Here is a 26,455-nt window from a genome sequence, read left to right as displayed (position 1 = left end):
TATATGAAAACGGTTCTTTTTCTTTCAGATTACGAAAACCAAATTGAATTTGATGCTGTATTTGAACAGCTCATATCATACGATATTAAAGGTGTGCTTGCTAAACCAAGAGATATCACTATTTTCTATGACTCACATAAAACGGAAGTACTATTTCTCAACCAGCCTTTGCAACCAGATCTGGTAATTGGTTATGCCTTTGAAGGAGACCTCTTGCCAGCCATTAGACTGATGGAAATTTTTAAATCTATGGGGGTTCAGGTCATCAACGATGGAATCACTCTGTTTAATGGTCAGCATAAAGACGTTGCATCAGCCTGGTTAAGCAGTAACCCTGATATTCGCCACTTACCTTACCTGACATTGAACAATGCACCCAGTGAGGCCAAGTTAAATGAAATTGGTTTTCCGGTTGTGGTTAAACCCACAAATAGTTCTGGTGGTAAAGGCTTAATGCGATTTGATAACTACCAAGCATTTAACCAGTGGTATAACGAGAATAGCACATATGCCGTACACTACTATGCTCAGCCCTATATCCCCAAACTAGATAATAAAGACTTTCGAATAGTGGTTGTCAATTATAAAGCATGTTATGCCTATCAACGCACTGGATACAACGATAGCTGGATAACCAACTTATGCAGTAATGGTTCTGGTGTTATCTTTGAGGTATGTGATTTATCTATAAACCTCATAAACATGTCAGAAGCTGCTGCAAAAGCATCTAGCGCACCTTTCTGTGGTGTCGATATCGCATTGGATGAAAACAACAATCCCTTTATCATCGAGATAAACACCTGCCCTGCGATAAAAATCAGCCACTATATTAATGGTGCTTCAGACCAAGTTGAACGTGCATTTGCCTCATTCATCAACCAACAATTAACCAAGGTTAGTTAAGGTAAGATCATGCAACATCAAAAACACGTCATAATGATTGGTGGGTGTCTGGAGCAATTTGAACAATATCAATATTATCCTGACTTAACAGTTTCGGTCCTAGCCAACGGTAATGATCTCAAGGATGCTATAAAAGCAGGATTAAATTGTTATGAAGCTGATCCGAAAAATTACCGTCAATGCCTGGATATTATTGTCACCAACCAGCTATCCGTTAATCTCTATGCTATTTTCTCATTCATTGAATATGGCTTGGAAACTGCAGCTTATCTTGGTGAGGCATTAGGTGTCCTTTGCAATCCCCTTAAGCCTGTTATCCACACCCGAAATAAACATCTGATGCGACTTACTTTATCCCAAACATGTCCAGAAATTTCGATACCTTACTTAATTCCCAGCAGTAAACAACAAATTCAGGCGTTTCTTGAAACTCACCAAAAAATCATCATCAAACCCATAGATGGTGCTGGCAGCATGGGAGTACAAGCAATTACTGCGTTAAATGAGCTAGCTGATATTGACGATAACCTCAGCAATTTAGTATGTGAGAAATACATTGGCGGTAAAGAGTACAGTGTTGAAAGCCAGTCCGCCCAGGGGCTACATCAAATCGTAGCGATTACTGAAAAATACACCACAGAACATGCTCCCTATGTTGAGCTATCACATATCGTACCCGCCAGACTTACACCTGCCGAACAAAGCCTAATAGAACAGACCGTTCATACTTTTTTACAAGCAATTGGTCAAGTGCATGGCCCAGCCCATACTGAAATCAAACTATATAATGGTCAGGCCTATATCATTGAGAGTCAAACCCGGCTCGGTGGCGACCGAATTTGGAAACTCTGTGAGCTTGCTACTGGTCATAATTTTATCCGCTCCTTTGTTGAGCAAGTACTTTTTAAAAAAATCTATAACGTTGATACTCAGCATAAAACAGCAGCGATTAAGTTTTTTGCACCTCAGCCTGGTAAGTTACAAAAAATCAGTATTCCAAAGGAGCTTGAGCACACAGAAGGCGTTGTAGATATACATATCGCTCGTAAAGTAGGCGATAACATTCCACCATTGGCCTCTTCTTTAGATCGTACAGGGTTTGCAATTTTATCTGCCAAAAACTATCAAGCACTCGATCAACTTATGCAAAACATGGACACTATCCATCTTGAAACAAGTCATAACTAGGGACTTTTAACACTATTTGAATATCACAGTTTGGTCGAACACTTTGTGCTCGACCGTTGGATCTTTCTACCGAGAATACAAAGCTACTAATACAAGACTAAAGTAGTATATACATCTAAACAATTAAGATGCATAATACACGACAGTACTACTGATAATAAAAAGTACAAAGAGCTTTATGGATAACACAATAGTGAAAAAGAATATAATTAATATCAGCTTAACAAGAGTAACATAATAAAAAAAGCAAACACTATACATATAGTGAAAAGTATAATTTTTGATTTTAATTTCACTCAGCAGTACTTATGACCTTTCTATAGTTTAATTGAGTGATAAATATGGACACAAAAAAAATTATTTTTATAATCCAGTCTCGAATAGGTAATGCACTAGACATTTCCTTTGACTTAATAACCACACAATCAGATAGTGCCCTTGTTCTAATCGCACAGCAAGAAGTGATTGAGGAAGTGAATCGCAGGAAATGGACTGGCTATTTTAAAGCAATCTTACCTGTCAGCCCATCATTTTCGTTTGCAGAAGTTAGTACGTCAATTGAGCAATACTTAAGCGAACTCGAGTCATTTAAAAATAACCTGACTTTTGAGATTGTCACCATCAACGAAAGCAAGGTCGATCTTTGCGGTAAATTGAAAGTTCATTTTGGACTTCAATCTCAAGACCTTAGTCATTTTGTATATAAAAACAAAATGAAATCATTCGCTCAAGCACACAAGATAAATACTCCCAACTTTACTGTAATAGATAAAAATGAGGCCAAAAAAAACCTATCACAGTATTCAGAAAAAATTATAAACCATATTGGCTTGCCATGCTTTATTAAGCCTGTAAATATGTTTGCATCAAAGCACTGCCACAAAATCAATAGTAAAGATCAATTAGAAAATAGGCTCAAAGTGCTAGTCGATGATTCACTAACTTATCAGGCTGAATCATTTATTGATGGTAATCTCTACCTCTGTGACACTATCGTAACGCGTGGACAAGTACGATACTTGCAAGTATGTGAATACTCAAGTCCTTGTGTAAAAATATATGATAACCCATCACTAGGCTGGATAACTCTCCCTAGATCAGACGCATTAAACCAGAAAATCGAACAGTTTGCATATCAGGTTAACAATGCTTTCTTACCCAATGGAAGCGGTGTAACTCACCTTGAAATATTTGAAAATAGAGGTGAACTAAGCTTTTTAGAAATAGCTTATCGTTCCAACGGAATTGAGCCATCAAACTTTTACTTAAAGAGAGCTAATATACCCTTGAGAGAAATGCACTTTCTCACTCAAATGAATCCTGATATCCCTATTAATATTGAAGAGTCGAACTATGTAGCCTGTTTTCTTATCAACTATCCTCAAAAAGCAGGCAAGCTTAAAAAGATAGCCACGCTACCTATACAAAGTGAGTTTTCAATTCGTTGGAATTGTGATATTGGTGAAAGCTTACCTTCCAATCAAGGATATGATGCATACGCAGGAACCATTATTATATGGAATCAATCTTATAAAACACTTAGAGATGACTTTGAAAAGATGAAGTCTTTCGAACCGCTGATTATAGATTAATTCACATGCACTAATAGAAAACATTTATAATACTTAAATTATTTTATTTACTTTAAACATTGCCTCTTCGCTAAATATGAATATGGGCCTTTGATCGAGAATAGTAGATGAGAGACCATCATGCCCACTAAAAAAACAGTAGCAGACCCTTCAGATAAAATATACGAATCTTTCAGCTTATTTATTGAAGCTGCAAGAAGCGTCAAAACAGTCCATATGTCGGCAGGTGTCAATTGGCAAGATGCCAGCCCCGCAATTATCAGCTTACTTCAAAAAGAGTTAGAAACAGGTTTAACTTACAAAAACTATGGTCGTTCAGCGGGCGGCAAAATAATAACAGATATACTCTCATATGTTGAACGTGATATTGTAAGCGCAAAAAATAAAATAGATAGCGTTATTGTCAATGGTGCTAGCGATGGCGCACATGTTTTATGTTCATATCTGTTAGAGTCTGGCATCATAAATAAAACGCAAACCGGAATAATGATAGGCTATGCTTTTCCAATTTACAGCTCTCTCATGGAAAAGTTAGGCATTGACTATACTGAAGTTATGAATACTTCAACTATTCTACCTTCAATTGAGCAAGTAGAATCCTCTATTCACACCATTCATCCATCACTTATTATTCTCCCCCTCCCCCATAACCCCAGTGGTATAATCAGAGAGTTAGCTTATTATCGTCGTATTTTTACTGCCGCTAGAAAAGTAAATGCAATCGTTATTGTAGACCGTGTGTGCCTTATGCCTTGGGACACTCATATTGAATTGAATGAACTAATTTATCACGAGATCGCTTTAGGCAGCACTTTTGTGATTGATTCTATGTCAAAATCAAACAGTTTAGCAGGTATCCGAATAGGCTATATTTTGACGAATCATGAACACTTATCTCCTCTTGAAAAAGAAATACGCTACCGAAACTTAAACCCTACTGTATTTGGAACCCCCACTATGGCATTGTGTCGTGTGGGTGATCTGGCCCTGCTGAAAGGCATAGCCTTTACCCAGAAATATATTAGACTGCTGACTCGATACAGTAAGCACTTTTGGTTGGAATATCCTAGTGACTTTACTCCACCTAATCTTGGGGCAATAGCTCAACAGTTTTTAGCGAGTTATATTCGTGACCAGCAACAGCTAAAACAACGTATAGATATTAACTTTAATAATATTAATAAACTATTTTCAACAAGAGTCACGCAGCCAATAATCTTAGATGGTGGATTTAATGTCTTACTGCAACTACCAGAAATGATCACTGAAAACGAAAACAATGACCAATTGGTATTAGCCAAAAAGTATGGTATATGCATATTAACTAAAAATTGTTTTCACAGTGGACACAATACAAATAATAACTATTTTGTACGACTCTCTTTAACCATACCAGAACATGACTTTCTCCGAGGGTTAACCACTCTCTATGATTACTATAAATGCACTAAGCATGTTACTGTTGATCAACAACTAAAATTTGGCTGAGAACTCACGCCATTTAAATAGATGACAAAAGAGTATATGGACGCAACAATGAACCTTTGTATTATTAGTGGTAGTCACCGCAAAAATTCAGAAAGTAGCCGTATTGCTAGCTATATTGCTGAACAGGATTTTATTAACAATGCCTACCAACAAATTAATCTCCTTGACCTTAATACACTCAATCTTCCTTTATGGAATGAGGGTGTTTGGGAAAATAGTCAGGAATGGGAAATTTGGCAAGCACCCTCAGCGTGTTTGAAAGCAAGTGACGCATTTATTTTTATAGTACCAGAATGGGCAGGTATGGTACCCCCAGGGTTAAAGAACTTACTGTTACTCGCAGGTCCTGAAGAACTAGGTCATAAACCAGCCTTAATTGTAACTATCTCATCAGGCCAAGGTGGCTCAATCCCCGTTCATGAACTACGTACCACAGGTTATAAAAATAATCATATTTGCTTTATCCCAGACCATGTTATTTTGAGAAATATCAATAATTTATTCTCTGAGACAATAAATGAGTCAAACCACTATTTTCATCAACGCTTGAAATACAGCACTGACCTGCTAACAGCTTATGCTGAAGCACTGAAGCCAATACGTAATAGTGGCATTATAGACAATGATAACTACCGATACGGTATGTCTTAACAGTGTGGTAACTCGTATGAAAGTAAGACAACATGTTGAAATTCCTTTAACGGACCAGTCAATAAAAGCAACTTTTTATACTTTTGATGGCTTTGATCATACCAATGAACACCTGTTAATTGAAATACGTAATCCTCAGGGAGAAATTCCATCAATACCCAAACTTAGAATACATTCTGAATGTTTGACCGGTGATGTATTTCACTCTAGGCGCTGTGATTGTGGAAAGCAGCTTAAAGAAGCAATTGAGCTGACCTCTAAAGAAGGTGGCTACATTGCCTATCTTCGCCAGGAAGGCAGAGGTATTGGTCTATATAATAAACTTGATGCTTATCATCTACAAGATAATGGAATGGATACCTTTGAAGCTAATCTCCACCTTGGGTTTGCAGAGGATGCCCGCGAATTTGACATGGTTGCAGAGATGCTAAAAGCAATCAATATTAACGAGGTAGAGTTAATCACAAATAATCCGAAGAAAATTAAAGCGTTGCAAAATCAAGGGATAAAGGTCGTCAAACGTGTCGCTACTACCCGTTTTGAAACACCGGATAATTTTCACTATCTACGCGCTAAAGAAGAAAAAGAAAATCATTGCTTTGGAAAACTTCCCCGAAAATAATTGATGCAGGATAAATCAATGTACCATTTATCTCCTATCAGTGGTGTATGTAGCACTGACCATGGCTATGTCGCAAGTGCAGGTTATGACAACAAAGTTATCATTTGGAAAACCGCCAACCACGAGCCCATTGCCGTTGGTAATCATGATCATTTAGCTAATCAAGTTACTTTTTCAGCAAACGGAAAACTGCTTGCATCATCAAGCAGCGATTACACAGTACGTATCTGGTCAGTGCCCGCTATGCAATTACTCGCAGTTCTTGCTCATGATGATGATGTAGAAGGCATTAGTTTTAATGCGACTAATGACTTAATCGCCACCGCATCACGAGATCGTACCGTTAGAGTTTTTACAATTGATGGTCATTTAGTCAGACAGTTTAAAGGGCATCAAAATGATGTACTCACTGTAGAATGGATAAATGCAACGGAATTAGTCTCCTGTGGAGATGACAGTACACTTCGGTATTGGAGTTTAGATACAGGAACTAATACCAAAACTATTCAATTAGGTGGTATGGAGACAGATACCTTATGTATTACTAAGGAAGGTAAAATCGTTTCTGGAAATGATGATGGAGAACTTGTTTATTTTGACCAAAATGGTGAAGAAATAAATCGAGTCAACGCTCACCAATCTGGAGTAAAACGACTAGTAATTCATGATCAAAAGATCATCAGTCTAAGCTATGACCGCACATTTAAGATATGGTCTATTCAAACCAATAAATTAAACTTTGAAGTTGAAGGTAAAATTCCTAATATTGTCTGGCCACGTTCTTGTGCCTTTATTAATGATCATCAAGTTGCATTTGTTACATTTGGTGATCGCTATGCTGTCTATGACTTATCAACACAACAATGGGACATTGAACGAATACAGCATACCCACGGTATAAATGCCGTTTACGCTAATACATTAGGTTATTACACTGTAGGTGACAGTGGCATCATTAAATTTAATGACCAGCGTATCAGTCAAGTTCCCTCACTGTGTAACTTCATTCTAGAATCTCACAATCAACTATTATGTGGCGGCCAAGATGGTGCTATCTACGATGGTCACACAACGAATATTGTATATCAACATCACTCTCCTTTGAACTGCTGCCAACTTTTCACATTAGATGACCAAGAGTATGCAGTGGTTGGTACCTACACAGGAGAACTTATTTTCTTACGCTATTTACCAGACACAGGTTATCAGTTTTTTACTACTACTCAGGTACATAACAACGCAATAAAAGACATTGCTGTTTTACATAATACCATCTTTAGTGTGTGTGCAGACCATACTGTTAAACTTCATACATTTGATCACTCGTTAACACCTAAATGTTTAGCCAAAGGCGAGCATGATAAAATAGTTAATGGTTGTACGGTAATTCAAGATAAATTTGTATCTGTCAGTCGTGACCTCACTCTACGTATTTGGCAAGAACGTTGTTTAACACTCACCACGCCCCATAAAAACTCTATTAAATGTGTCACTTCCGATAATAATGATTGGATTGCCAGTGGTGATTATCGCGGTACGGTGGCTTTGTACAATATCAACTCTCAAGAGTGGCGAACCAAAAAAATTAGTCAACGTGGTATTTCCGCCCTCACCTTTGACGAAAAAAAACAACGCTTTCTAGCAGCTTCTTATGACGGGCATGTTTATCCCATCCATGTTGAAACATGTGAGGTATATATTCATGACTAAAATCATCAATGGTGTTATCAATGAAATGGATAATCGGGAAGCAATGGGGCTGCCCGAACAATTTTCGCCGACCAAACTCGATGATCTCAGCGCTATAATTCGCAACCTTTTTAACACATCGACTGATGTCTTATGCAATATCATTGAAAGTGAAGAGGCTGACGTCAAAACTCGTTATAGTGCAGGTTTACTGCTTGCATTACAGGGTGATCCTCGAATAGATACCCATAACCCTGAAATGATCAGTATTCCTGCCGCAACAGCCCGGCTAGGGCTAAATCCAGATGAAGTTGATACAATTGTTGACCAATATCGCGACTATGGTGTCATTCATGAGTGGATACTGAAAGAATGTCCTGAGTATATTGTAAATCTACCTGCGTTTAAAATTGGCAAATATTGTATTACTAACCAAGAATATCGGGATTTTTTAATCGACTCAGGGTATAACTCACTGCCCAGCTCATGGGAATTTGGCGTTTATCCGCATCACCGTGCAAATCACCCTGTTTATACACTTGCTCCAGAAGATGCTGAAGCTTATTGTTATTGGTTAAGCCAGAAAACCAAGCGCTCTTTTCGTTTGCCTACTGAGCAAGAGTGGGAATATGCAGCGGCTGGAGATAGTCATACCGACTTTCCATGGGGAAATGTTTTTAAACCTGACCACGCTAATACAGTAGAAGAACAGATTTTATCGACAACACCTGTCGGTATGTTTCCTAAAGGCCGTTCACCTTTTGGGGTAATGGATATGGCGGGTAATGTTGAAGAATATACTGCCAGTAACTATGCTGCTTATCCCAATGGACAAAATATTGCTGATGATTTGCTTGTCTCAGAAGGAGATTATCGCGTTGCTCGTGGTGGTAGTTATACACGTTTTCGTGATTTAGCACGAACTCGTAGGCGGCATGGTTGGTACAAAAAAGCAATCTATATTATGGGCTTTCGTTTAGCTGAAACAGTAGACAACAAAGACCGTATAATATAATAAATCTACTGTCATACGTTACATACGCAATACAACCATGTATAGGTAGCCATCACATGCTGTTGGATAAACATGTAGCTAAAATGCTACTCGCCAATTTTTTTACCTCATCAGCCGTAGGGATTGCGGCTATTTTAATACCGTGGGTGCTATTAAAAGAGTTGAGTAGCCAATTCTTCAGCGTGATTGCTACTCTCACTATTTTTATTACTATTGCCGTTATGCCATGGATTGGCAAGGGGGTTGATTTATTTCAACGAAAAAATGTCTTGACGTCGACTGCAACCATATTGGGCATTTTCTTTACTTTACTATATATAACACCTAATGATGGCTTATTACTTTCTACGTTATTACTCATCGCCTATGTTTTAAAACAGTTACATTTCAGCATTTTCTACACTGCTAGAAGTGCTATGGCCCAATATCTGGTCAATAAAGAATACTTTGCACGCATTAACAGCTGGCTAGAAATCGAATATCAACTGGCCGCTTTTACTGCAGGTGGTTTATCCATTTTTCTACTCGACTATGTTTCAATACAAACCATTCTCTTGATTTGTGGCATCTCATTACTTATAGCCGCACTTATTTTTCAAACGCTACCCAAGGGTAGTACATCTACCACCACTAAGCATAACAACACTGACTATAAACCTCCTGCAAATAGTCATATCATTATTATACTTTTCTTGTCGGGTAACATACCCTTTATTTGTGTTATGTTACTTAATATTATACGCCCCATTTATATTTCGGATATTCTGCTGGCAGAACCCGCCATACTCGCTTATTCAAGTTTATTTTATACAGTAGGTGCTGTATTTGGCGGTTTTGTCAGTGGTAAATTTCTGAATTATCAACGCGCTTTTATTTTACTAATATGTGCGGGCATTGGCTTTTTCTTATCAACCGCTATGCTCATTAACTTCACAGGAATAACTCTGTTTTATGTGGCTTCTGCTGGCTGGGGGCTATTTAATGGATTGTCCAGAATTGCCAGTCAAACGATCATCATGCACTATATTCCCAATCAATTTATTGGACGGTTTATTGCGCAAGCTCAGCGCGTAGTTCTTTTTATGCGTGCATCAATCATTTCGGTATATACCGTCTTGTTCCTTTACATTGATTATCGGTATTCATTTATCTTTTTATCACTGGTAAGTATCGCTGGACCTTTGCTTTTTATTTGCCACATTTACCTTAAAAAACGCGCTACCACAGAGCAGCCCCAACTGATGTCATAGTCAATTGAAACGGTGTAAGCATTTTCTGCTTCCACCGTTTTGATGGGTAATATACCCAATACCAATGGTTTTTAGGTGCGACCATCGAGTGACGAAGCCCCATGAGCCTATATTACCCATGAGCCTGTATTAATAGGTGATTGGGGTGAGGTGTGAAGATAACAAAACCTAGAAATCATTCGTGAAGGGTATACATGCAGTTTAAGGCCAAACGTCGCCTGGTGTACAGTTTTCGACGTATAAAATGTCCTTACGTGAATCATTAGGTACAAATACTTGGTTAACGGCAGATTTTGGATAGCTTGTTGACAGGCAGTTTGCACTTTGGCCAGGACCAACCACCAATTTAGTACCTGCTTTTAAAGTACATTCACTCATTCGGTCTAATGTGCTCCAAGAAGGACAAATCACATTTTGTTCTCGGTATTGTTGTTTAGGGCCATGAGGTACTTGAAATGACCACCAACGACCATACTTGGAATAATCCTTTTGGCTATTCCATACTCGGTAAACCTTAACGGGTTTGGTTGCTACAAACGTTTTTCCTGCACATAGCTTCCCTTCTCCTGTTACCCCTAAAGACTCATCAAGCAACGACTTATCTTCTTCCGCTACAACACCTTCAGGAGGCTGATCAATGTATCCAACACAAGCTACACCATCAACACCGTGTAACTCACTTTTCTCAGGAGCAATGTGTCCTGCACATCCCACTAAAATAAGTAACGAAAACCAACAAAGAAACCCACCGCCTTCTTTTAAATGTTGTTTAAAGTCCATTTAAAAGCTCTCCTTTTAATTAACCCAACAACGAGTCTCATTAGGGCCTGTTAACACTATTTTAATATCACTGTTATGGGGGTAAAAGCACTAATCTAGGCGCGAAGCGTGAAGTTTAGTGGTTCTAAATGAGCAATGAGCAACAACGAGTAGTGCTTTTACCATCATAACCCTTCGGGCCGTGATTATTTTTCCACCTAGCAGCGTTACAAGTCACTTATGTAGAATGACTACACGGCATTCCTTGTGCCTTGCCAGGTGGAAAAATAGTCTACGGCAGTGGTGATTCAAATAGTGTTAACAGGCCCTAGGATAAATGTGGAAAGTGACAAGCTGCGGTATGTTGCTCTCCAGGCATCGTAGATAATGTTGGCTGTTTCTGAAAGCAGGTTGGCTTAGCTCTGGAACATCGAGGTGCAAATGCACACCCTTTAGGTGGATTAAATGGATCAGGTAGTTCAGTAGAACTATCCATACCACTCATATCAAGTGACTGGTCAAGCCTGGGAATTGAAGCTAATAACAGTCGTGTATAGGGATGACATGGCTGTTGAAAAACATCATTAACAGGTCCTTGCTCAACCACTCGACCAAAATACATTACACTCACTCGCTGGCTTATTTTTTCGACTACCGATAAATCATGACTAATAAACACATACGTCAATTTATGTGTTTGTTTTAATTCCAGTAGTACATTAAGCACTTGCGCCTGAACAGAAACATCTAATGCCGACACTGGCTCATCTAACACCAAAACCTTTGGATCAGCCGCCAATGCCCGAGCAATTCCCACCCGTTGTGCCTGACCTCCTGACAACTCATGAGGATAGCGCTGTAATAGTTCATAAGGTAATTTAACCTGAGCCATCAATTGTTTTAACCTGGCGTCACTGTGCTGGCGTGTCAAACCCAATAAATATTGCATGGGTTCTTGCAAACTCATTGCTACTGTTTTACGAGGATTAAGCGCACTTACCGCATCCTGAAAAACATATTGTAAGGATTTAGCGAGTGAGTATTTATTTTCTTTGTCATACATACCCAACATGTGTTGTGAATCAGGCCTGTGAATGGGTGTGTTATTAAAATAAACATCACCTCGTGAAGGGCGGTCTAATCCCACTAATAAGCGAGCCAATGTGGACTTACCACAGCCAGATTCACCGACAACCCCTAGCACTTCACCAACCTGCACTGACAGATCAACCCCTTGCAAGGCATGCAATCCCTGCTGCTTTCGGCTAAAAAATGAGTGCTTTTCGCTAAAGGTGCGCCACAACTGCTTTGCTTCTAATATAGGATAACGACCAGGTCGAACATTCATAATGGCTTACCACAGCGTACCCAATGCTGACTGGCTATAGGCATCAAGGCAATGGAAGACTTGCTGCAACTCGCGTCTGCCCAAGGACACCGTGCTTTAAAGAAACAACCCGTAGGTAGTGCATTGGTGGCTGGCGGTAACCCCTCAATGGTGGCAAGCTTGCCTTCCTCAGTTAATGGATGACCTAACTTAGGAACACATCGAATAAGTTGGTGAGTATAGGGATGTGCTGGGTGATTCAAGACATCCGCCGTATACCCCATTTCAACAATCTGTCCTGTATACATAACGGCTACTCGCTCACAAAGCGAAGCAACAACGCCAAAGTCATGAGTAATAAACAATAATGCGGCACCTGTATCCTGCTGCAGCTTTTTAAGTAACCTCAAAATTTGAGCTTGAACTGTCACATCTAATGCCGTTGTTGGCTCATCAGCAATTAACACCTGGGGTTGATTTATTAATGCCATCGCAATCACCACCCGCTGCCGCATACCACCCGATAGCTGATAAGGGTAGCTATGTGCACGCTGCTGTGGATTAGGTATCTGCACCCGCTCAAGCCAATTAATCGCTTGCTGCCATGCTTGTTGGTAAGAAACTGGATGGTGAGACCGAACTGCCTCTACTAGCTGATCGCCTATAGTAAACAGCGGATGCAATGCTGTTGCGGGATCTTGAAAAACATACGCCACCTTGTTACCTCGTATGTTCTGCAACTGACTCAAAGGTATGCGTAATAAGTCATCCCTGGCCTGCCTGACCTCTCCATGCACAATACAGCCTGGTGGCGAAGGGACCAAACGTGCAATAGAAAGTGCTAAAACGGACTTACCACAGCCTGACTCCCCCACCAGCCCGATGCACTCACCAGCCGCTAGGGTTAAGCTGACATCATTGACAGCCTGATAGGTAGTAGCTCCAATTCGAAATTCCGTTTGCAACTGATTTACTTGAAGACCGTCCACTTCAGCGGTAATCATTTCGCTTTTAATCTTTTCACACTGCACATCAGTTGCTGACGCAGGCCTTCCCATAACACCAGACTTTAAGCGAGGATCCAGCACATCACGTATACCATCCCCAACAAGATTAATGCTCATGACCAAAATAAATATCATCAAGCCCGGGATAACTGACACATGAGGAGCCGTAAATAATAACTTTCGCCCTTCCCCTAACATAGCGCCCAGATCTGCCTGTGGAGGTTGTGCACCTAACCCTAAAAAGCTTAGCCCTGCTGTCTCAAGAATCATCCAGCCTAGGGTGGTTGTCATGGTGATCACGATAGTAGGCAGGACATTGGGCAATACATCCGTCAATAAAATCTGCAGTCTGTTTTTGCCCACTAACTGTGCTGCATCAACAAATGGCTGACGGGCTATACCAAGGGTGACACCACGCACATTACGTGCAAAAAAGGGAATATTGACAATCGCGATAGCAAGCAAAGCATTCATCAACCCTGCACCTAATACGGCAACAATCGCTAAAGCCAAAAGAATATAGGGAAAAGCCATTAGCATATCGATACCCCGCATCAGCAAGTTATCAGTACGTCCACCCCAAAAACCTGCAACTAATCCCAGGAGAGACCCAACCAATGCTGCGACTAAGGTTGCCGAAATGCCTACCAGTAAACTGACTTGTGTTCCCCATAATAGACGTGACAACATGTCTCGTCCTAAGTGGTCAGTCCCTAACCATCCACTATCACCCCTTTGATCCTGCTCTACACCTGAGGCAAGCCATTTCGTAAACCAAGGCTTAACCAAACGCTGGGCAAGTACCGTTTCATTAGGGTCAGGCATTGGCAGAATAGGTGATAAACAGGCTACTATGGTACAACCAACAAAAACCCACATCCCCACATACGCCAGGCGATTATGGATAAAAAGCTGCCAGCCTGACGGCCGAACAGCAGGCTGATTTGGTTTACGTAATCCTTTACGCCACACAGCATAGCTCTGCATGAATATGACTTAATAATTGAAGTTTAAATACGATTTCTCAGTCTTAAACGAGGGTCTAAAGCATGTTGTGCAATATCAGCACATAAATTAAATAAGACATAAGCAGTGGCTACCATCAGCACACCGCCTTGTACTAACAAAATATCGCGGCTGGCAATGGCATTTACCAGCATACGACCAATACCAGGCCATTGAAAAACCGTTTCAATATAAACGGCTCCCCCCAACACAAATCCTGCTTGAATCGCCATGACAGGTATAATATTCACTAAAGCCGCTTTTAAGGCATGACGAAAAATCACTCGGTGCTCTTTTAATCCTTTAGCGCGTGCTGTACGAATATAATCCAGCCGCAGCACTTCCAGCATGGCACTGCGTGTAAGCCGTGCCACCACCCCCATAGCTACAATGGATAGCGTCAATGCAGGTAATACCAGATGCGTTAATAAATCCCTGATATCACCTCCCCCATAAATGGCATACATACCACTGGCAGGAAGCCATTGCCACTCAACAGCAAACAGCATTATCAAGAGCAATCCCAGCCAAAAAGCGGGCATGGATATCCCCACCAGCACCACAAAAGTGACGACTTTATCAATCCAGCTATACTGTCGTACTGCAGCAATTACACCTGCCAGTAACCCAAACACACTGCACAGCAGCCAAGCTGCACCGGCCAGTATTAACGTCGCATGAAATCGCTCCAGGACTTCATCCAGTACTGGCCGATTGAGACTATAAGAACGCCCCCAATCCCCTTGGGCTAAGTGACTTAGCCAAATAAAATATTGCTCTGCAAGTGACTTATTTAAACCAAGCTGCTGATTAAGTCGCGCTACATTTTCCGGTGTTGCAAAATTACCTAGAATCGCTGTCGCAGGATCACCAGGGATCAGCGCCATCACCAAAAACACCAGCAGCGACAAACCTAGCAGTACGGGAATAATGGCTAATAAACGGTAACCGATATAAGTCAGCATTCGACCTAACGCCACTGCGATACAGCATGTGCTGCATTATTAACGCTGTTTTTGTACATCTTTTAATAACAAAAAAAAGGATGGTTGCAGTTGGAACCCCTTTACCGAATGGTGTGCCACCGCGTTTTGCTGCCAGTGGGCAATAAAAGCCCAAGGTGCATCGTCATGCACAATAGCTTGTACTTTTCGGTAAAGCTGTCCACGCTGTGCTTGATCTGTCGTTTTTCTCGCGGCTTTTAACAAAGCATCCACTTCCGGATTAGTGTAATAGCCTGAATTAAAACCCCCTTTATCAGGCCAAGCAGCTGTCCTGAGTGCTAAATAAGGCAATGTATCAGGATCATTAATCATCCAAGCCATTTCAGCCATGTCCGCTTTTTCCCCAAGACCTGGATTAACCTTTCCCAAAAAGGTATTCCACTCGTAGCTTTCAATAACCACCTTTAGCCCGACTTTCGCCAAATCAGCTTGAATGGCAGTACCCATTGCTACGGGTTCTAACATGCCAGAGCCACCCTCTGTTACATAAAAAGTCAGCTTTTCTCCTTGATAACCTGCGGCTTTAATCAACTTACGGGCTTTTTCAGGATCGTAAGGATAGGGTTGAAGTGACTCATTATAGGCCCATGTAAATACAGGGGGCGTAGGTCCTGCAGCAATCACTGCTGTGTCTTGCAATACATTGTTAACCAGCGCTTGCTTATTAATGGCATAATTCACCGCCTGGCGCATACGCTTGTCTTTAAATGGACCATGCTTCATATTCAAAATTAAAAACCAGACATGAGGTCCTGTTTGCTGAGACACAGTCACGTCTTTTGCTTTTTCAAACATTGCCAAGTTATCAGGTGGCACTTCCACCATTAAATCAATACCACCCGCTAGCATTTCCGCCACACGTGTATTGGCATCAGTGATGGGTCGGAAAATAACAGCCTCTAAAGTTGGCGCACTATCCCAATAGGCAGTATTTCGAGTAATGACGACTTTTTGATTACCTTGCCACTCGGCAAATTGAAACGCCCCAGTACCCACAGGCTGACGCCCAAATGCTTTACCATGTTTTTTAACAGCTGCAGGAGAAACAATTAACCCTGTAGGATAAGCAAGGTTTGAAAGAAAGGGCGCAAAAGGCTCTTTTAAGACAAACTCAACGGAGTAGCGTCCTTTCACAGTGACGCTTTCAACCACACTAAAGAAAAAAGCTAACGGAAAAGGGCCTGTTTTATGGTAAGGATGCGTGTCGTCAAGCATCCGTTCAAAACTAAATTTTACGGCTTCTGCAGTAAACTCAGTACCATCATGAAATTTAACCCCCTGACGCAAAGTAAACGTATAGTATTTACCGTCTTTACTAATAGTCCATGCTTTGGCTAACGCAGGTTCAATCTCCAGTGTACCCGGCTTATAACGCACTAAGCCATCATACATATTCATTAAAATACGAAAATCGTTGAGTGCTGTGGCCGCATGAGGATCCATGGATTTCGGCTCAGCAATTTGCCCCACGATTAAGATATTTTCAGGTGTCTGAGCATTTACTCTAAGGAAAAAGCCAAAAAAGCAAAATACAGCCAGTAACCAGCAACACACTATTTTCAAGAAACTATATCGTGAACGTAATCGAGGTCGTGGTCGTGGTCGAAGCTGTAGAGTACCTCTTATCGCACCCATGAGATATAACGCTTTGAGCCTTGTTGGTATCCATACCATACTTGCACTCCGGGAACTGTCAGTAAAACACTGTAAATATTATTTTTACAGACTCACCGTGAAAATACATCATACAGGATAACCATTATTTACCCTCCGCTGTCAAGTTACCCATAAAAAAAGGGCTTATTTCTAAGCCCTTTTAATACACGACACATTAATTAAAGAATAATTCTTAATTTAACGCAGTAAGTGTAGAAAATGCATGTGTTTATGATACTGGTCAATAATGTCATTAATCACAGCTTCTTTTGACCAGCCCATGACATCATAATCCTGCCCACCTTCACGCAGGTGTATTTCTGCCCGGTAGTAGCGCTGCTCTTCTGTAGCTTCTTCCTCAGCCATATCTGGTTGCAAATAGGCTGGTTTAATGTGAGAGCGACTTCTAACCTCATAGACAAAGTCAACTTCCTCTCCTAAAAACACGACCAGTCTTACCCGATTTTTGACTTCATCGACTTCTACAGATGCATCTAACTCATGGGTCTGAAGCTCACAGGCAACTGTTTCACAAGCAGGTTTCGCAATTTTGTCAATAAAACGTTTGACGTTTTCACGACTTGGATAATCCACAATATTACTCAGCCGGTCTTGCCAGCTACCCGCTTTACCCGTCGGCGCAATAGGCGCAATATTCATTTGTAGACTTTCTCGCTTCGCAGCATCTATCCTCAGCGCCTTCATCAACCCATAAGTGGCTATCAGCAACACAATGGCAAAGGGCAAAGCACTGGCAATGGTCATGGTTTGCAAAGCCCCCAGACCACCAACTAATAATAAGACAGTTGCCACGAGACCTTCAGCACTGGCCCAGTAAATTCGCTGCCAAATAGGCGTATTGTCATGGCCATTGGAACATAACATATCCACCACCATCGAGCCGGAGTCAGATGATGTTACAAAGAACACTATGACCATTACCGTAGCGAGCACTGACAGTACGCTGGACATTGGAAACTGCTCTAAAAATGCAAATAACGCTAAAGCCACATCACTTGACACCGTTTCCCCTAAAGATGTTAGCCCTTCGTTCATAATCATATTAATCGCTGAGTTACCAAAGAAGGTCATCCACATTAGGGTAAAGCCAGTAGGTACAAAAAGTACGCCCATCGCAAACTCGCGAATAGTCCTGCCTCGCGATACCCGTGCAATAAATAACCCGACAAAAGGCGCCCATGACATCCACCAGCCCCAGTAGAGTATGGTCCACCCACCGATCCAGTCAGTTTTTTCATAGGCAAACAGGTTAAATGTATTGCGGACAATGTCTGAAGCATAAGCTCCAAAATTTTGTACAAAGGCTTGCAACAAGAAGACCGTTGGGCCAAATAGCAAGACAAATGCCAAAAGTAAAACCGCCATCCCCATATTCAGCTCTGATAGAATACGGATACCTTTGTCCAAACCTGTTGTGACAGAAATAATCGCCAGCAACGTCACCCCAATGATCAGGAAGACTTGCGTTGTAACATCTACTGGGATATCAAATAAATGGTTAAGTCCTGAATTGACTTGCAATACACCGTAACCCAGTGAGGTTGCAACACCAAACACGGTACCAATCACTGCAAAAATATCCACTGCATGACCAATCGGCCCATATATCCTCTCACCAATCATAGGATACAAAGCTGAGCGCAGTGTTAATGGCAAAGAATGACGATAACTAAAGAAAGCCAAGATCAATGCGACAATGGCATAAATCGCCCAGGCATGAAGCCCCCAATGGAAGAAGGTTATTTTCATTGCCTCTCGAGCAGCTTCCACCGTACTAGCATCACCTACCGGTGGTGATAAAAAATGCATCACCGGCTCAGCTACCCCAAAAAACATTAAGCCTATCCCCATGCCTGCTGAAAACAGCATGGAAAACCAGGTTAAATAAGAGTAATCCGGGGTTGAGTGGTCTGGCCCCAGCTTTATCTCGCCGTAACGAGATAAACCAAGGAAGGCAACCACAATTAAAATGATGGCAACAGTGAGCACATAAAACCAACTGCCATTATCGATAATGCCACTTTGTATTGTTTTAAACCAGCTATCAGCGGTTTCCTGAAATAAAGCGGTAAATAGCACCAAGAGTATAATCAACCCTGATGCGGTATAAAAAACGGGGGGATTTAAATGAGCTTTATTATCGGAGCTCGACATCACTACACCTTTTAGAATCTTGGTTAAGCTTGATCTACACACCTTAGCGAATCATTTATTGCCTAAAGGTACAGATGAATACTTTCCGTACCCAGTACAACATCAGCACTAAATTATTACTGAACAGGCGTTTCACAGCAGTGACTGCCTGTCTTTTAGCTTTCAACTAATGTGTTTTAACAAAGCTTTAAACAGCCTAACTTAAGCATAAACCAGGTCATTTAAAACCTTAAAACAATATAAAAAACGATCCGAACAAGGCTTAACTGTTGTATTCATAAGTGTATATCTTAACAGTTTTAGGATTTTGATCCACTCATTAGCCCTCATTTAAAGTATTTCGTTCATTTTTTATTTACCGTCCATTATAAAACTCACAATAATCAAATAAAAACCACTGCTAACACTTTTACAAAAAACATAGTTAAGCATTTGTCAAGTAGTAAGTTCCCAAAAAAAATACAGCAAATTCAGCTGAACAGGAATCCTCTCTTGAAAACCCAATACGCTTGACAGCTTCACCTTTGTTTCCTTAGGCTCTAAAAATCCTTTTTTGTAAGCTTATAGGTATTTTTATAAGCTGTAAGGTATATAGTTTTCATACTAGTGCTAATGTTAAACTTATTCTGCCTTATATTCCCCCCTAAGGCTTGCTTCAAACATACGCTTAAATTCACCACTGGCTTTTAACTTAGCTAACCCTTGATTGAACTTTTCCAGCAGGAAAAGACTCTTTTTAGCATTTTTTGTAAAGATTAAATGGTGTGATGTTTCTAAAACAGGTTTAGGGTGGAATGTAAATCTCTTTCTATCTTCTACACTAAAATACTCACCCAAAATTGAAAAGCCCACTTCTTTTTCAACCGGAAACAGCTCAATTCGCCCTTTTAGTAACATTTTAAAATTCAACAAATCACTTCTCAGTGGCACCACAATAATTTGACCATTTTCTGCACTTTTATCAAAGGTTTCACCATAGGTGTAACCAAGTGTCGCACCAATAGTGTAATTTTGTAGGTCATTAATTGAACGCCACTCAAAAGATTTGTCTTTCAGATAAAAAAATACTTTGCTGCTGGTATGTACTACATCGCTAAAATGAAAATCATGCAATCGCTCAGGGGTTGGCACCCATGATGGCGAAGCATCCCAATTACCGTTCATGACTTGTTTTAATGCACGCTTCCAAGGAAAAAAAGTGTAAACAACTTTGATATTCTCCTCAGCAAATGCTTCTTTAATGACATGGGAAACTACACCATAGTGTTTTAGTTTTTTGGATATATATGGAGGCCACTCTCCTGTGGCTATTCGAACCACGCCGGAACCAACAACTTCAACTGGTACCTCAGCAGCCCATAAAGAAGTCGATGTTATGCATAATATGCTCAATATTATTTTCAGGCATTTCATTACATATTACTTTTATTCTTAACCTCTTCCCCCAGCTTAGCAGAATTAACGCCTCATAATATGCTCATCACCTATCCACAATAAAAGTTGAATGTTAGTTAATGCTTTCTATGCGAGTTTAAAACACCTTGCAAATAAACTGCAATTTCTGTGTAACTAATCCGCAATATTTTCAGGTAGGATCTTTAACATATTGCTATAAACAACTTGACCCTGAAAGCCAAAAAGATACACAATGTAATTTTATTGATTTACTATTGGAGGAGTAAGGATGCCCGACTACAAAAGCCTTTCTTTTAAAACGGTTTGGTCAGAAGAAGACGAAAGCTATATTGGTCTATGCAAGGAGTTTCCTAACCTATCCTACCTTGCCACGACTGAAAAAAAAGCATTAAAAGGCATCAAGGAACTTGCGCAGGATGTGCTTAAAGATATGGACCAAATGCTTGATGATGGTTTTTAGCATTAAACTCGTTCAAGAGCTTCAAACCTCAAAGCTGTTTTTGATTGTTTATACATCTACCCTCAAAAATAGCTGTTCCAATACAGCTATTTATTTTAAATTGATCACACAACATATGCGTTGAATCTATTTATCTTGTGCTTGCTGCTCTCTACTACGAACCAACTTTAAATCAGTACTTAATTGACTCTTCATCATCATTATCAATATTATTTGTACAAAAGCCATTATAGCTAGCGCTTTTGCTCCTACAAAAATGAAACCAACAATTCCAGCTATTAAGACTGCTACTAATAGAGTAAAAAAAGCTTTAGCAGCCCGTTCTGCTTTAGGGTTCTTTTCAAACTCTACTGGCACACTACAATGAGGACAAACGTTAAGAGGATCTTTTTGGTAGTTAGATAAATCTATATCCTTATGGCACTCTGGGCAGGAAGTTTTCATATCTAACACTCCAAGATGATCACCTTGATAAATCTCTAGCACATTCAAATAATTATACTACTTAACCACTAAATATCTAACCCATATTATTTTCCCTTTCATAGACTGTTAATATATGCCCAATACGAGTGGTTTTTAGGTGCAGCCATCGAGTAACGAAGTCCCAGCCTATATTAATAGGTGATTGGGGTGAGGAGTGAAGATAACAAAGCCTAAAATTGATTCGCGAAGGGTATACAAGTTAGTAAACAAACCATGTTCTTTATCAATTATTATGAAACTCTATTTTTTTAATCTTTTACATTATGTATATTGAATACCCCTGATCGAAAATAGTTGTTTCGCAAGACGAATGCCTTTAATAAACTTCCGCTGCCATCGAGTCACTGTTTTTTGAATACTATTTTCGGTTCCCACCACATCGATAAAACGCTTTTCTTTACAGCTCACAAAGGCTAATAATTCATCTTTATTAATATTTAAGCGCTCAATAATAGGTGGCTGTTGTTCGCTAATTGAACCACGCTTATTATCACGGATAGCCCGTCCCAACCAATCGACTAATTGCAGATAGTCTTTTAACGTAAAGGGGATTGTTGTTTTCTTACCTTGTTTTTCATTACCTGAAAAACGCAATAAGGGAACGACAGGTAGGGTTTGTTTAGGCAGTTTTGTTTTTCGTACAAAGGACTGATTTCGCGGTTTTCTTTTCTGTTGGCTTTTCTGTTGACGTTTGACCCAGGCCACCATTCGTGCCTGGATTGAGGTAAAATCTGACGCTTCGGGTGTTTCTGCCATACCGGCACGAACAGGATTTAAATCCACGTAGCTCATGCAGGTCAATAATGCCGCTTCATCCAATAAAGCCTGACTTTTAAAACGTCCCTCCCAAAATCGTCCTTTACAACCATCTTCATCATTGGCCCAACGGGCAATGGGTTCATTTAAACAACGCATAAACCAGGATAAATCAGATAACCGTTGCCGCCATTGCTGAACAATCTCATTAACAACCTTAAGCTCAGCTTTATCCAGCGTTGCGCCTGCTAAATAACGCTGAATCGTAGGAGGCCCTTGATACAGTTTTCGCCAACGACGAATCACTTCATCATCAGACCACTGCTCTGCCTTTTTTTGATCAATGCGAACCACCAAGTGGTAATGATTTGACATCACCGCATAAGCACAGATATCAATCGCAAATACTTTAACCAACACAGTAAGACGCTCAACCATCCACGCTTTACGGTGATCAAAATTTTGACCTGTCACCCGATCATCGCCACACAAAAAAGCACGGCGCACACAGCGACAAATACAGTGATAATACGGCGTATCCTGCACACTCACCAACTCACTTCGTGGCCTCGTCATCCTTAAACCTCTACACCTAATTGACTACTTTACAATCAAAAGTATAGCCCTCCAGTTATGGTTATTTTTTTGATCAAAATCAAATCTAGGGTGTCCCTTTCTTTGTTTTACTCGAAGTCTCAGCGGGTCGCTAGCCCTTACTGAGTAGAGGAATTTCACCTCCAACCTTTTGCCGGCTTAGCCCGGCGCACAGGGTGTCCCTTTCTTTCGCTGTTGCTCTTTCCATTTTTCATAATTACCCAACCAAAACTCAATAGAGTCTAACGACTCTTTTTCCCGTTCAGTAAGGGAGTCATGCTGAAAACGCTTAAGAGCATCTTTCACAGCATCCAAACCACACTGTTCAACAAAATAAAATGGCAAGTGCTCCACACTTAAATCAAAGTATAAAAGGCAATCTTTAATCTCGGTATACAAATCAAAGCGGGCTTTAGGACTTGTACGAAAAAGTAATCGACCAGCTAATTCCTGGCGAACGCTTAAGTTATTACTATCCTCCTTAAATACCTCGACAAGCCCCTGAAAAACCTCTTGCGGATCACAATTTGAAAATACATGCTCTAGCTGACTAATTTGCTGGCTATTGCTATAACCAAAACGATCAGCACAATTGATCACCTTATCTTTAACCTCATGTATGCTCAAAATATTTTCTCCTACTGAGAATGAGATACTTTAACTCCAAACTGCTGCATCGCATTTACAAACTGTTTTCGAGTTTCTGAATTCCAGTTCCTCCAAAAGGTACCACTAAATTCATTTGTAACAAACTCACCATTTTTCCCTCGGCTAAACATTCCACCAACAACATTAGAGTGTTTTGCACCAATAGAATTAGCTAGCTGATAATGCTTAAATTTACCTGGCGTCCCTACAAGGAAAGTTTTTGATTCAGTGTCAAAAATAAACTCTACGCTTTCCCCCTTCTTAGGGAAGTAATTCATGATCGCCTTATTTGATTTTGACGACGCATTTAAACCTAAAATTCCTTCTGCTGGTCCAGAACCAGACCACGTTACACAGCAATTATTATTATGAACCCAGACCCCTAACTCTCCAACAAAGAACGTATGATAGTCTTCAACCTCTAAATTATAAGTAATTGGTGACTGGTTTAATGCCTCTAAACTAACAACCTGTAACTCGCTACCATTATAACCTGAAATCATCATGCCAGGCCGTAAATTGATAGCTTCAACCCATCCTGTACCAAGCACATAAAATAGATGATTATCAGTTAGTTCAAAACTTTCCTCTTTTTCGTCATCACTCTTAAGAACTAATTTATAAGTCAGTCGATTATCATCATACACAAATTTATGCGTTACCGCTTTCCAACCGACCTCTCCAGTTTCATCACTTTTTGCAAAAACAAACTCACCCACTTTAATTTTGTCAATTGCTTTATAACCATCGTTTGTTAAAACTAAAGTATCTTTTGTAAAGCAACACTTACAGCCTATTGAAGATTTCCCACTGTTTTTTGACCCCCTTCCACTGCCTGACTTAGTCCCTTTTAAGTCATCTGCTAAATATTTAATGTCTTTACATTTAGCTTTACATGCAACTAATAGAGCTAATGCTGCTCCAGAGTACTCTGGATGCTCAATTGCATATTCGGCCATTGTTTTAATATCTTCTATTGGCGATTCAGTAACAAACTGGTATACATCAAACACGCCTTTAGCGGCAACAAAACCACTCGCTATATCTGCAACTACAGCAAGCTGTTTTAGCTTCTCTCTGTAATCACTCCGAAAATAATGTATACGAACGATACCCAACTGCTGATAAAGTTCATCAGCAGTTAATACTGTACTTTCAGACTCTTTAGTAAGTGCTTTTTTCCTCTCAGCTTCTTGCTTAATCCGTTGTAATTCTCTGTAATACTCATTTGAACATGCTCTAGGGTTAGCATCACAGTATTTCTGATACTCTGCAATTTTTTCTCTTATTTTCTGTTTTTCCCTAGCCTGTTTTTCTTCCCAAGCAATTTGCTCTGGATCTGGAGCTTTTTCCTTTGGCTTAGTTTGTGTTGGAGGAGGAACAGGTTTTTCTTGCTTTGTTGGTGGAGGGTTATATCCATAATGAGTTATACCATTTTCATCAACCCACCTATGTGCTCGCTGTGATTGATGCCCAAAAGGATCCACCCAAACCAACGGATTCCCATACGCATACAAATACTTATGCAAACTGGGCGCTAACGTTAAATCCCCTTCCCAGGCATCCATACTCAGGAACCGGCCCACATCCGGGTCATAAAACCGGGCTTTGGCATACACTAAACCGGTCTCCGGATCTTCTTCATGGCCGGTAAAGCCAAAGCGGTTCCAACTGTCGCCTTCTTGCAGGCGATGATGGCCCCAGGCGTCATACAAGGTGCGGGTTTGTACGGCACCTGCCGTAGTGGTTAAGTTAACGATGCTGCCCAACGCATCAAAGTGGTAAAAGGCGGTGCCTTCATCGCGGTGGGTGAGGGCCATTAAACGGCCAGGACCGTAATCGTAATGGGCAATGGGTTGGTTGGTGGAGTCTAGCTGAGCGAGGACACTTTGATCATCATAGGTATACCGCTCTAGGCCACGGTTACCGAGTTTCTCAACACGCAGACCACGAGCGTCGTATAAAAACTGGCCGACGCTGGAACCACCCTGCATCACCTGTCGTAGATGATCACGGATGTCATAGACAAAGTCGGTGGTCACACCAGCTTTTTGTTTTTGGGTCTGGTTACCATTGGCATCATACTGATAACTCACCGCCACTGTATCAGCAGGTAGGTCTTTAATTGCTAACAGCTCATTACGCAGGTTATAGCTAAAGCCCTGGTCTTTAGTAACTTGATTATTGGCTGTATCCCTGGTGGTTTCTCGTATCCGGTTATACACCGCATCATACGCATACGTCACCTGCTGTTCAGGATACGTCACCTGCTGTAGTCGATCTAAAGTATCATAGGTATAAGTGGTGGTTTCCAGGGTGCTGCCATTCCGGGCGATTTGTTGTAGCCGGTTTCCGTTTGCATCGTACTGATACTGGAATTGCGACACCAGGGTATCCCCTACCCGATGCTCTAGGGCTAAAATTCGCCCTGCGCCATCATAGCTTTGGCTGATCGATGCATTGTTGGGATACAACGTGCGTAATAACAGACCACTGAGGTCGTATTGATAGCGGGTACTGCCCTGGGGATTATCCACCCGCGCCAAGCGATTCAACGCATCATACACATAGTTGGTGGCACGCGGTGTTGGTGTTCCCCCACTGGTAGTCCCCCCACCTGCCGTATAATTCAACCCGGTGCGATTACCATTGGCATCGTATTGATAATTGACGACCTGCCCATAAGCATCGGTGCGTTGACTGAGCCGGTCGAAGTCATCATAGGTCTGCTGAATGGTTTTCTGTTCCGTACCACCTGCACTGC

Annotated in this window: 21 protein-coding genes; 10 read left to right on the top strand and 11 right to left on the bottom strand. The window is 40.8% G+C overall.

Annotated elements, in window-relative coordinates; genetic code table 11:
* Positions 1-3 precede the first annotated feature (3 nt).
* From KHS79_RS09305 to KHS79_RS09265, 9 genes are all read left to right on the top strand, one after another.
* Positions 4-903: an ATP-grasp domain-containing protein gene (locus KHS79_RS09305; RefSeq protein WP_212718496.1), complete on the top strand. Its 900-nt coding sequence runs from the start codon at positions 4-6 to the stop codon at positions 901-903.
* Positions 904-912: 9 nt separating this feature from the next.
* Complete coding sequence (locus KHS79_RS09300; RefSeq protein ID WP_212718494.1) at positions 913-2,091, top strand: ATP-grasp domain-containing protein; 1,179 nt, start codon at positions 913-915, stop codon at positions 2,089-2,091.
* Between the two features lie 341 nt (positions 2,092-2,432).
* Complete coding sequence (locus KHS79_RS09295) at positions 2,433-3,683, top strand: ATP-grasp domain-containing protein (RefSeq protein ID WP_212718493.1); 1,251 nt, start codon at positions 2,433-2,435, stop codon at positions 3,681-3,683.
* 120 nt (positions 3,684-3,803) lie between these two features.
* A complete protein-coding gene (locus KHS79_RS09290; protein ID WP_212718492.1) occupies positions 3,804-5,171 on the top strand; it encodes a pyridoxal phosphate-dependent aminotransferase in 1,368 nt (455 codons plus the stop codon).
* 48 nt (positions 5,172-5,219) lie between these two features.
* The gene (locus KHS79_RS09285) at positions 5,220-5,822 is read left to right on the top strand and encodes an NADPH-dependent FMN reductase (RefSeq protein WP_212718491.1); all 603 of its coding nucleotides are present in this window, start codon (positions 5,220-5,222) and stop codon (positions 5,820-5,822) included.
* A gap of 16 nt (positions 5,823-5,838) precedes the next feature.
* Entirely contained in the window at positions 5,839-6,444 is a 606-nt protein-coding gene (ribA, locus tag KHS79_RS09280) for a GTP cyclohydrolase II RibA (RefSeq protein WP_206196718.1), read from the top strand.
* Between the two features lie 18 nt (positions 6,445-6,462).
* Positions 6,463-8,154, top strand: coding sequence for a WD40 repeat domain-containing protein (locus KHS79_RS09275; protein ID WP_212718490.1), 1,692 nt, complete (start codon positions 6,463-6,465; stop codon positions 8,152-8,154).
* Positions 8,147-9,148 (top strand): formylglycine-generating enzyme family protein, encoded by a 1,002-nt coding sequence (locus tag KHS79_RS09270; RefSeq protein WP_212718489.1) that lies wholly within the window; start codon positions 8,147-8,149, stop codon positions 9,146-9,148. The genes KHS79_RS09275 and KHS79_RS09270 overlap by 8 nt, the downstream gene beginning before the upstream one ends.
* A 56-nt stretch (positions 9,149-9,204) precedes the next feature.
* Positions 9,205-10,398, top strand: a complete 1,194-nt coding sequence (locus KHS79_RS09265; RefSeq protein ID WP_212718488.1) for an MFS transporter — start codon at positions 9,205-9,207, stop codon at positions 10,396-10,398.
* 201 nt (positions 10,399-10,599) lie between these two features.
* Here the strand turns inward: KHS79_RS09265 and KHS79_RS09260 are convergent, their stop codons facing one another.
* From KHS79_RS09260 to KHS79_RS09230, 7 genes are all read right to left on the bottom strand, one after another.
* On the bottom strand, positions 10,600-11,178 hold the full coding sequence (locus KHS79_RS09260) for a hypothetical protein (RefSeq protein WP_212718486.1): 579 nt from the start codon (positions 11,176-11,178) through the stop codon (positions 10,600-10,602).
* Positions 11,179-11,485: 307 nt separating this feature from the next.
* Complete coding sequence (locus KHS79_RS09255; protein WP_212718484.1) at positions 11,486-12,505, bottom strand: oligopeptide/dipeptide ABC transporter ATP-binding protein; 1,020 nt, start codon at positions 12,503-12,505, stop codon at positions 11,486-11,488.
* Positions 12,502-14,478, bottom strand: a complete 1,977-nt coding sequence (locus KHS79_RS09250) for a dipeptide/oligopeptide/nickel ABC transporter permease/ATP-binding protein (RefSeq protein ID WP_212718482.1) — start codon at positions 14,476-14,478, stop codon at positions 12,502-12,504. Before KHS79_RS09250 ends, KHS79_RS09255 begins: the two co-directional genes overlap by 4 nt.
* A gap of 23 nt (positions 14,479-14,501) precedes the next feature.
* Positions 14,502-15,461: an ABC transporter permease gene (locus tag KHS79_RS09245; protein WP_212718480.1), complete on the bottom strand. Its 960-nt coding sequence runs from the start codon at positions 15,459-15,461 to the stop codon at positions 14,502-14,504.
* A 39-nt stretch (positions 15,462-15,500) separates the two neighbouring features.
* Positions 15,501-17,135: an ABC transporter substrate-binding protein gene (locus tag KHS79_RS09240; RefSeq protein ID WP_212718478.1), complete on the bottom strand. Its 1,635-nt coding sequence runs from the start codon at positions 17,133-17,135 to the stop codon at positions 15,501-15,503.
* Between the two features lie 219 nt (positions 17,136-17,354).
* Complete coding sequence (betT, locus tag KHS79_RS09235; protein ID WP_212718476.1) at positions 17,355-19,331, bottom strand: choline BCCT transporter BetT; 1,977 nt, start codon at positions 19,329-19,331, stop codon at positions 17,355-17,357.
* A gap of 621 nt (positions 19,332-19,952) precedes the next feature.
* Positions 19,953-20,744: a substrate-binding periplasmic protein gene (locus KHS79_RS09230; protein WP_212718474.1), complete on the bottom strand. Its 792-nt coding sequence runs from the start codon at positions 20,742-20,744 to the stop codon at positions 19,953-19,955.
* Positions 20,745-21,015: 271 nt separating this feature from the next.
* Between KHS79_RS09230 and KHS79_RS09225 the strand changes: the two genes are divergently transcribed.
* Positions 21,016-21,207 carry a hypothetical protein gene (locus KHS79_RS09225; RefSeq protein ID WP_094787009.1) on the top strand — a complete coding sequence of 64 codons (192 nt, stop codon included), beginning with the start codon at positions 21,016-21,018 and terminating at the stop codon, positions 21,205-21,207.
* Between the two features lie 126 nt (positions 21,208-21,333).
* Here the strand turns inward: KHS79_RS09225 and KHS79_RS09220 are convergent, their stop codons facing one another.
* The 4 genes from KHS79_RS09220 to KHS79_RS09205 form a co-directional block, all read right to left on the bottom strand.
* Positions 21,334-21,660, bottom strand: coding sequence for a hypothetical protein (locus tag KHS79_RS09220; RefSeq protein WP_212718472.1), 327 nt, complete (start codon positions 21,658-21,660; stop codon positions 21,334-21,336).
* A gap of 294 nt (positions 21,661-21,954) precedes the next feature.
* Positions 21,955-23,025, bottom strand: a complete 1,071-nt coding sequence (locus KHS79_RS09215) for a transposase (protein ID WP_212718470.1) — start codon at positions 23,023-23,025, stop codon at positions 21,955-21,957.
* 177 nt (positions 23,026-23,202) lie between these two features.
* Positions 23,203-23,670 carry a hypothetical protein gene (locus tag KHS79_RS09210; RefSeq protein WP_212718468.1) on the bottom strand — a complete coding sequence of 156 codons (468 nt, stop codon included), beginning with the start codon at positions 23,668-23,670 and terminating at the stop codon, positions 23,203-23,205.
* 11 nt (positions 23,671-23,681) lie between these two features.
* Positions 23,682-26,455 (bottom strand): polymorphic toxin-type HINT domain-containing protein (locus tag KHS79_RS09205; RefSeq protein WP_233468356.1); only part of this gene is annotated, 2,774 nt, incomplete at its 5' end.

Origin of the sequence: Zooshikella ganghwensis, assembly GCF_018263875.1 — a bacterium.
GTDB lineage: Bacteria > Pseudomonadota > Gammaproteobacteria > Pseudomonadales > Zooshikellaceae > Zooshikella > Zooshikella ganghwensis.
Note: the sequence above shows the minus strand (reverse complement) of the source record. Positions and strands in the feature narration are given on the sequence as shown.

Bases quoted from the DNA above. Each gene is read 5' to 3' on its own strand.
- KHS79_RS09305 (WP_212718496.1), top strand. From the start codon at position 4: ATGAAAACGGTTCTTTTTCTTTCAGATTACGAAAACCAAATTGAATTT.
- KHS79_RS09300 (WP_212718494.1), top strand. From the start codon at position 913: ATGCAACATCAAAAACACGTCATAATGATTGGTGGGTGTCTGGAGCAA.
- KHS79_RS09295 (WP_212718493.1), top strand. From the start codon at position 2,433: ATGGACACAAAAAAAATTATTTTTATAATCCAGTCTCGAATAGGTAAT.
- KHS79_RS09290 (WP_212718492.1), top strand. From the start codon at position 3,804: ATGCCCACTAAAAAAACAGTAGCAGACCCTTCAGATAAAATATACGAA.
- KHS79_RS09285 (WP_212718491.1), top strand. From the start codon at position 5,220: ATGAACCTTTGTATTATTAGTGGTAGTCACCGCAAAAATTCAGAAAGT.
- ribA (WP_206196718.1), top strand. From the start codon at position 5,839: ATGAAAGTAAGACAACATGTTGAAATTCCTTTAACGGACCAGTCAATA.
- KHS79_RS09275 (WP_212718490.1), top strand. From the start codon at position 6,463: ATGTACCATTTATCTCCTATCAGTGGTGTATGTAGCACTGACCATGGC.
- KHS79_RS09270 (WP_212718489.1), top strand. From the start codon at position 8,147: ATGACTAAAATCATCAATGGTGTTATCAATGAAATGGATAATCGGGAA.
- KHS79_RS09265 (WP_212718488.1), top strand. From the start codon at position 9,205: ATGCTGTTGGATAAACATGTAGCTAAAATGCTACTCGCCAATTTTTTT.
- KHS79_RS09260 (WP_212718486.1), bottom strand. From the start codon at position 11,178: ATGGACTTTAAACAACATTTAAAAGAAGGCGGTGGGTTTCTTTGTTGG.
- KHS79_RS09255 (WP_212718484.1), bottom strand. From the start codon at position 12,505: ATGAATGTTCGACCTGGTCGTTATCCTATATTAGAAGCAAAGCAGTTG.
- KHS79_RS09250 (WP_212718482.1), bottom strand. From the start codon at position 14,478: ATGCAGAGCTATGCTGTGTGGCGTAAAGGATTACGTAAACCAAATCAG.
- KHS79_RS09245 (WP_212718480.1), bottom strand. From the start codon at position 15,461: ATGCTGACTTATATCGGTTACCGTTTATTAGCCATTATTCCCGTACTG.
- KHS79_RS09240 (WP_212718478.1), bottom strand. From the start codon at position 17,135: ATGGGTGCGATAAGAGGTACTCTACAGCTTCGACCACGACCACGACCT.
- betT (WP_212718476.1), bottom strand. From the start codon at position 19,331: ATGTCGAGCTCCGATAATAAAGCTCATTTAAATCCCCCCGTTTTTTAT.
- KHS79_RS09230 (WP_212718474.1), bottom strand. From the start codon at position 20,744: ATGAAATGCCTGAAAATAATATTGAGCATATTATGCATAACATCGACT.
- KHS79_RS09225 (WP_094787009.1), top strand. From the start codon at position 21,016: ATGCCCGACTACAAAAGCCTTTCTTTTAAAACGGTTTGGTCAGAAGAA.
- KHS79_RS09215 (WP_212718470.1), bottom strand. From the start codon at position 23,025: ATGACGAGGCCACGAAGTGAGTTGGTGAGTGTGCAGGATACGCCGTAT.